Source organism: Myroides sp. (assembly GCF_032073645.1).
GTDB classification, from domain to species: Bacteria; Bacteroidota; Bacteroidia; order Flavobacteriales; family Flavobacteriaceae; genus Flavobacterium; species Flavobacterium odoratimimum.
Window position 1 is genome coordinate 158872 of record NZ_DAMANB010000002.1, and the last position, 7473, is coordinate 166344.

The 7473-nt window shown below is 35.9% G+C and carries 6 protein-coding genes and 1 tRNA gene (1 of these 7 only partly in view); 2 read left to right on the top strand and 5 right to left on the bottom strand.

Going from position 1 to position 7473, the window contains the following annotated elements:
- Nucleotides 1-22: 22 nt before the first annotated feature.
- The gene (locus RT228_RS02440; protein WP_006259726.1) at nucleotides 23-316 is read left to right on the top strand and encodes a thioredoxin family protein; all 294 of its coding nucleotides are present in this window, start codon (nucleotides 23-25) and stop codon (nucleotides 314-316) included.
- On the opposite strand, the gene RT228_RS02445 is transcribed toward RT228_RS02440, so the two are convergent.
- The 5 genes from RT228_RS02445 to RT228_RS02465 form a co-directional block, all read right to left on the bottom strand.
- Nucleotides 311-940: a polysaccharide deacetylase family protein gene (locus tag RT228_RS02445; protein ID WP_006259725.1), complete on the bottom strand. Its 630-nt coding sequence runs from the start codon at nucleotides 938-940 to the stop codon at nucleotides 311-313. The two genes, RT228_RS02440 and RT228_RS02445, sit on opposite strands and share 6 nt — an antisense overlap.
- A gap of 76 nt (nucleotides 941-1016) precedes the next feature.
- Nucleotides 1017-2426: an efflux transporter outer membrane subunit gene (locus RT228_RS02450; RefSeq protein WP_058699151.1), complete on the bottom strand. Its 1410-nt coding sequence runs from the start codon at nucleotides 2424-2426 to the stop codon at nucleotides 1017-1019.
- 1 nt (nucleotide 2427) lies between these two features.
- Nucleotides 2428-5571 carry an efflux RND transporter permease subunit gene (locus RT228_RS02455; protein WP_313138382.1) on the bottom strand — a complete coding sequence of 1048 codons (3144 nt, stop codon included), beginning with the start codon at nucleotides 5569-5571 and terminating at the stop codon, nucleotides 2428-2430.
- Between the two features lie 3 nt (nucleotides 5572-5574).
- The gene (locus RT228_RS02460) at nucleotides 5575-6729 is read right to left on the bottom strand and encodes an efflux RND transporter periplasmic adaptor subunit (RefSeq protein WP_006259722.1); all 1155 of its coding nucleotides are present in this window, start codon (nucleotides 6727-6729) and stop codon (nucleotides 5575-5577) included.
- 8 nt (nucleotides 6730-6737) lie between these two features.
- Nucleotides 6738-7211 (bottom strand): GbsR/MarR family transcriptional regulator, encoded by a 474-nt coding sequence (locus RT228_RS02465; RefSeq protein WP_006262267.1) that lies wholly within the window; start codon nucleotides 7209-7211, stop codon nucleotides 6738-6740.
- Between the two features lie 241 nt (nucleotides 7212-7452).
- Here RT228_RS02465 and RT228_RS02470 point away from each other — a divergent pair.
- Nucleotides 7453-7473, top strand: a tRNA-Gly gene (locus tag RT228_RS02470); it runs 152 nt beyond the window's last position.

Here is a 7473-nt window from a genome sequence, read left to right on the forward strand (position 1 = left end):
TAGTAAAGTTAATTTATATTATATGTCAAAATTCGGAGAGTTAGTAACAGCAGATGTTCCTGTTTTAATCCACTTTTATGCACAGTGGAACGAAGCATGTACTACTATGAATCCTGTCTTAATCGATGTAGCAGCTGCTATGGGGGATAGGTTGCGTATAGTAAAAATAGATGTTGAGAAAAATGGTGAACTAGTAGAGGCTTTAAGAATAAAGCAAGTGCCTACTATGATGCTGTATAAAAGAGGTAGTATGATCTGGCGCCAAAGTGGTGTTATGGATGCAAACTCTCTTATCAATGTCACTAAGACACTATAACGTAGAGAAGGTATACCCTTTAGATAATAAGTAGTCGATAGTCTTAGGTAAGGCATAGTATAAATTATGACTAGCCTTGATACTATCATGAAATACAATAATACTTCCAGGAGCCATATTCGTTATGGCTCTTTTATAACATTCTTCAGGAGTGGTGTTCTTATCATAATCTTTGGTAAGATGTGACCACATGATGATGTCATATCCTTCTGATATTACTTGTTTAGCTTGTTGCTTTTTTATTTTACCATAAGGAGGTCTGAATAGACGTGTTCTGTTCTCAAAGCTAGTGTGTTTGGCCATTTCTTCCGTTGATAAGCAGAAGTTGTTTATATATACTTCATTTGCGTTTTTCCAGCCATTTAAGTGATTAAAAGTATGATTGCCTATCTGATGTCCTTCTTGTAAGATTCTATTGAATAGAGCAGGGTGTTTTCTCACATTATCACCTATGCAGAAGAATGTGGCTTTTACTTGATACTGCTTCAGTATATCTAATACCCATTCTGTGACTTCGGGTATAGGGCCATCGTCAAAAGTTAAGTAAATGTGCTTTTGAGTATTTGGCCTTTTCCAAGTGTATTTTGGAAAAAGAAGAGGAAGAAGTAATCTAGAGATATTCATAAGTCAAATGTATAAAAAAAGAGAGTAGTTAACTAAATAACTACTCTCTTTTAATGAATAACAATTAACTATAAAATTATTTTATACCACCTCCGACAGCTCTATAAAGCTGTACGATAGAGGTAAGTTGTGCTAATTCTGTATTAATGTAACTTAATTCTGCAGCAAGTGCACTCTCTCTAGCTGTCAATACATCTAGGTAGTTAGCCATACCTTGTACTAATAACTCTTCTGAGTATTCAGTAGCTAGGTTATATGCTTCGTATTCTTGCTTTTTAAGTTTTAACTTATCTGAAGAACTGTGGTAAGTGTATAATGCATCAGAAACTTCTTTTGACGCATTAAGAATAGATAGTTTATAACTTAGGTAAGCAGATTCTTGTTTTGCTTTAGCTACCTCATGTGCAGTTCTAACTTTTCTACCATTTAATAAAGGTTGAGTTAAACCACCGATGAAGTTTGCAAATAAAGAACTTGTATTGAATAAGTTATCAAAATCTAAACTCTGTAAACCACCATTCGCTGTAAGTCTGAAAGATGGATAGAAGTTCGCTCTAGAAACATTAGTCATTTCAAAAGCGTTAATTAATCCATACTCAGCAGCTCTTACATCAGGTCTATTGCTTAATAATTGAAGTGGTACACCAACAGAAAGGTCTGCATTAAGTTTTTGACTCTTAAGTTCTCCTCTAGTGATTGTACCAGGATTATTACCTAATAGAATACTGAATGCGTTCTCTGTTAGTTTGATATTGTTTTCAAGATCAACTAAAAGAGCTTTTGCATTGAATAACTGTGCTTGAGTTTGCTTAACTGCTACCTCATTCACTTGTCCAGATTCTTTTAAAGCTTCAATTGTTTCTAAACTGTTAGTTCTGTTTACGATAGTTTGTTCTGTTACACGTTTTTGCTCGTCTAAAGCTACTAATTGAAAATACGTTGTAGCGATAGTAGAGATTAACTGAGTTTTTACAGCTTGGTGAGCAGAAAGAGTTTGTAGGTAACTAGCACCTGCAGCTCTTTTATCACTTCTGATTTTACCCCATACATCTAGTTCCCAAGAGAACTGTCCTGTAACATCATACATATCATTTTTAACTCTAGTATCTCCGAAAGCGATTCCTTGAGGTCCGTTTTTAGATAATACTGAGTGAGTATAGTTAGCACCTAGGTTTAATGTAGGAGCGTATCCCCATTTACCTTGTTGCATATAAGCGTGAGCAGCATTGATATTCTCTAATGCGATTCTGATATCTAAGTTATTTTCTAATCCGTGTTCAATGTATTGAATAAGCGTTTGATCAGAGAATAGCTCTTTCCATGACATATTTGCCATAGAAAGAGTATCTTGAGATATGTTATCAGTACGGAATTGCGCTTCGTTAGTTACTTCAGGTCTCTCGTAATTTTTAGATACGATACAAGACTGCATAGTAACAGCTAAAACAGCAATAGGTAAAGCTCTATATAAAGTTTGTTTTTTCATATTATTCTGACTTGTGCTCTACGAATTTAATCGGTTTAATTTTTTCTTGTATGTATTGGAAGATAGCGTAAAGTACTGGAATTACGAATACCCCAAGTATAGTACCAATCAATAGACCAAATGCTGCACCAGTACCGATAGATCTGTTACCCACATCTCCAACACCTTTAGCGAATACTAATGGCATCATACCTAAGATGAAGGCAAAAGAGGTCATTAAGATCGGTCTTAGACGAGCTTTAGCACCGTTGATTGCAGACTCTGCTATAGACTCTCCATGCTGACGTCTCTGTAAAGCGAACTCCACAATAAGAATAGCATTCTTAGCAAGAAGCCCGACCAGCATCACCAGTGCAATCTGGAAGTAAATATTGTTTTCTAATCCTGCATATTTCTGTGCGATGAACGCTCCCATGATACCAGTAGGTAATGATAAGATTACAGCTAGTGGTAATAAGTAACTTTCATACTGAGCAGATAATAAGAAGTAAACGAAAATAATACATAAAGCAAAGATCATCACAGTTTGGTTACCAGAGCTAATCTCCTCTCGAGATAGACCTGTAAAGTCAATACCGTAATCAGTGCTCAAGGTTTGAGCAGCTACTTCTTGTACCGCTTTAATTGCGTCTCCAGAACTGTATCCTGGTTTAGGAGCTCCTGTGATATTCGAAGATGTAAATAAGTTATAGCGGTTCACTGACTGTGGACCATATACTTTTTTCAAATCAACGAACTGAGTTACTGGTGTCATTTCTCCTGAAGCAGTTCTTACATAAATCTCGTTTAAGCTATTTTTGTCTGATCTGTACTCAGGTAAAGACTGTACCATTACACGGTATTGTTTACCAAAACGAGTAAAGTCAGCTGCATAGATACCTCCGATATACCCTTGAAGAGCAGAGAAAATATCACTTACTAATACTCCTGATTCTTTTGCACGAGGAATATTAAGATCTAATTCATACTGAGCATAGTTTGTATTAAATGATGACTGAGCATACAAGATTTCAGGACGATCCATTAATGCAGCTAAGTACTCTTTTGATTTTTGGTCGAAGTCAGTAAGTGCACCTCCAGTTTTATCTAATAATTTCATCTCAAAACCTGAAGACATACCGAAACCTGGTATACTTGGCGGTTGGAAGAAAATCATTCTAGCATCTTGGAACTGTGTAGCAGCGATACCAAACAGTTTACCAATGATCGCATCAGTTGCTAACTCAGGTGTAGTTCTATCTTTAAAGTCGTCTAGCTTAATCATCGCCATACCGTAGTTAGAACCTTGTCCGTTGATGAATGAGAATCCTGATACGATAGTTACCCCTTCTACTCCTGGGATTTGCTGTACTACTTTAGAGAACTGTTGTTGTAAACTCGTTACACGGTCTTGAGAAGCACCAGCAGGTAACTCGATATTACCCATGATGAATCCACGGTCTTCGTTTGGTACGAATCCACTAGGCATTGTTTTAGCAGCATAATATGTAATACCTAAACACGCAAGTAAGATGGCAAACGTAGTCCATTTATGTTTTAATAAGAACTTAAATGAGTTACCGTATTTGTGAGTTAATTTGTTGAATGCAACGTTGAATGCATCAAAGAAGCGTTGAATAAAGTTTCTTTTCTTTCCTTCTCCATGAGCTCCATGTTGAGTTAAGAACAGTGCACATAATGCAGGACTCAAGGTCAAGGCGTTAACAGCCGAAATTAAAATCGCAACAATAAGTGTAATACCGAACTGCTTATAGAATACTCCTGTAGGACCTGGAATAAAGGTTACAGGTATAAAAACAGCAGACATTACTAATGTAATCGAGATAATAGCACCTGAAATCTCACTCATGGTGTTTAAACTCGCTTCTTTAGCATCTTGGCCTGTCTCTTCCATCTTCGCATGCACAGCCTCTACTACCACGATGGCATCATCCACCACAATACCGATGGCCAGTACAAGTGCAAACAGTGTTAACAAGTTAATTGAGAACCCGAATACACTTAAGAAAAAGAACGTACCTATAATTGCAACTGGTACAGCAATTAAAGGAATTAACGTAGAACGGAAATCCTGTAAGAAGATATATACCACTACGAATACTAGTAAGAATGCCTCTATAAGTGTGCTGATTACTTTACTAATAGATGCATCTAAGAATTCGTTCGTATCCATCAGTACTGTATAATTAATACCATCAGGGAACGAAGTCTTCATATTCTCAAGTTCAGTATGTAAGTTCTGAATAATCTCTTGAGCGTTAGAACCTGGTGTTTGGTAGATAGCCATAGCTACAGCAGGGTGTCCATTTTGTTCAGAACTACCTACATAAGACATTGCACCTAATTCTATCTTAGCGACATCTTTCAAGTATAGTACTTGTCCATTACCCAATGATTTTACTACGATATTTTCGTATTGGTCTTGCGTTTTATATTTACCACTATACTTAATTACATATTGGAATGCCTCAGCATTATTTTCACCTAACTGACCAGCAGCAGCCTCTAAACTCTGTTCGTTTAGGACTCTTACAACATCAGAAGGAACTAATCCATAAGCTTTCATCTTAGCAGGGTCAATCCAAATACGCATAGAGTAGTTACGAGAACCAAAAGCCTGTGCATCCCCAACACCACTTACACGTTTTAGTACAGGAATAACGTTAATATTCATGTAGTTTTGGATGTAAATAGCATCGTAGTTAGGGCTTGTCGAATAGAAAGACAAGAACATTAATGCACTTGTTTGTTGTTTCTGAGTAGTTACCCCTGAACGCGTTACCTCTGCTGGTAAAAGTGGTGTAGCACGTGCCACACGGTTTTGTACGTTTACTGCAGCGATATCTGGGTCAACTCCTTGCTTAAACACAACTTGAATACTAGCACTACCATCATTCGATGCAGTAGAAGTAATATAGTCCATGTTTTCAACCCCATTCACCTGTTCTTCAATTGGAATAACAACAGATTGCATTACTGTCTCAGCATTGGCTCCAGGATATGAAGCAGCAATCTGTACAGTAGGCGGCGCAATATCTGGATATTGCGTAACTGGAAGTACTGTTAATCCCAGTACCCCTAGTATTACTATAAGTATAGAAATAACTGTAGATAATACAGGTCTTTCAATAAATGTTTTTAACATACTTTAGAATGTTGATTTGATGTCTTCGTTAATTTTTTCAAATTTCTCTGGTACTGGAGTTATAGGAGATCCACTGCGCAGTGTTCCTAATCCTGTTCCAATGATTTTTTCTCCTTTTTTGACACCATCTTTTACGATTGCCAACTTGTTGATTCTATCGATTACTTCGATCTTAGTAGCCTTAGCTGTATCGTTTGCCACAGTATATACATATACCTGACCTTGTTGTTCGAATGTAGCTGATTCAGGAACTACTAATACATTAGTATATTCGTTAGGTAATAATAAGGTACCACTATTACCATTAGCCAACAATCTGTTAGGGTTGTTAAAAGCAGCTCTTAACTGTACTGTACCCGTAGTTGGATTAATTTGACCTGAGATAGTTTCGATTTTACCAGGTTCTTCATACACTTGTCCATTAGCTAACTGTAATTTTACTGTAGGTAAGTGACTTAATTTCTCTTTTAAAGATTTACCTTCTATTTTTTCTAAGAAATCGAAGTATTCTTTTTCATTAAGTGTGAAATAAGCAAATACACTACTGTCATCTGATACTACAGTTAACGGTTGAGGGTCACTAGGGCTTACTAATGCCCCTTCACGGAAGTTAATTTGTCCTACAATACCATCGATAGGGCTTTTAACCACAGCGTAGTCAATATTAGCAACTATACTTTTGTGTTGTGCTTTAGCATTAGCTACTTGACTCTTTGCACTAGCTAAGTTAGCTTCAGCAGTTTCTAACTGGATTTTACTGATAATCCCTTTGTTTACCAGAGGTACTAATTTGTCAACGTTTACTTGAGCAACATTAACTTGAGCTTCAGCTGTTCTGATTGCTGCTTTAGCTGCATCAGCACTTTCGTTTAAAGTGTTCGTCTCAAGTCTAAATAGAGGTTGTCCTTTTCTAACGATTGCACCTTCGTCTACATAAACTTCTTGAATGTATCCAGCTATTTTAGCACGAACGCTACTAGCAACTTTCCCTTGGATATTAGTAGGGTAGTTTTTATAACCTGTTACATTTTGAGTAGGTACTTCGATTACTTTGTAAGGTAATGCCTGAGGTCCCCCTTGCTGTTGATCTTTATTTCCGCATGACGCTACAGTGATAGCGATTGCAGCGAAAGTGATCGATTGTAAATAACGTTTCATATAATTACTTAATTTGTACTTTTTAATTTTTCTATTGTATCTGCTAAATGACTTTTACTTTTTGCTAAATGATCTATATAAAGTTCTACTTTATTGTTGCAATTGTCTGTTTTTAAAACACCTTCATCAACGAATTTAAGCATTTTAAGACACAATGCATGCTCACGTTCTAATACATCTCTAATGATTTGTAATCTTAGAGTCATATAGTTAGGGTTCAATCTGAAGTATCTTTTTCTTTCATCAATCTTATTGAAATGCTCAATTTGGTTATTCGAAATCAATAGATTTAAACTTGTAGAGACAGAACTCTTACTTGCATTTAATCTTTCAACTAATTCATCAAAAGTCACGCCATCTCTGTTATTATTAAACATAATGTATGTATAAATCTGTGCAGTTAATGGTGAGAAGTGGTGCACCAGTTCATGGTGAGCGCAATAATCTTGGAATAAGTCTACTAAATTTTGGTCGTATTGCATTTTACTTTAATGTTTTGAGAGATGCAAATATACGGTTAGTTTTGTAATTACCGAACCAACCAAACTTAAAAGTTTCTTAATTATTTAGATGGCGTCTATATAAGATGTATTTTATAGTAGGAACATTTTTGCATCTATTTGATATTATGATAGAAAACATTTAATTGAAGAATTATTTAAAAAAATCAACAAAAATGCTTGCATCAAAATTAAAAATAGCATTATATTTGCATCCACAAAAGCGGAAGTAGCTCAGTTGGTA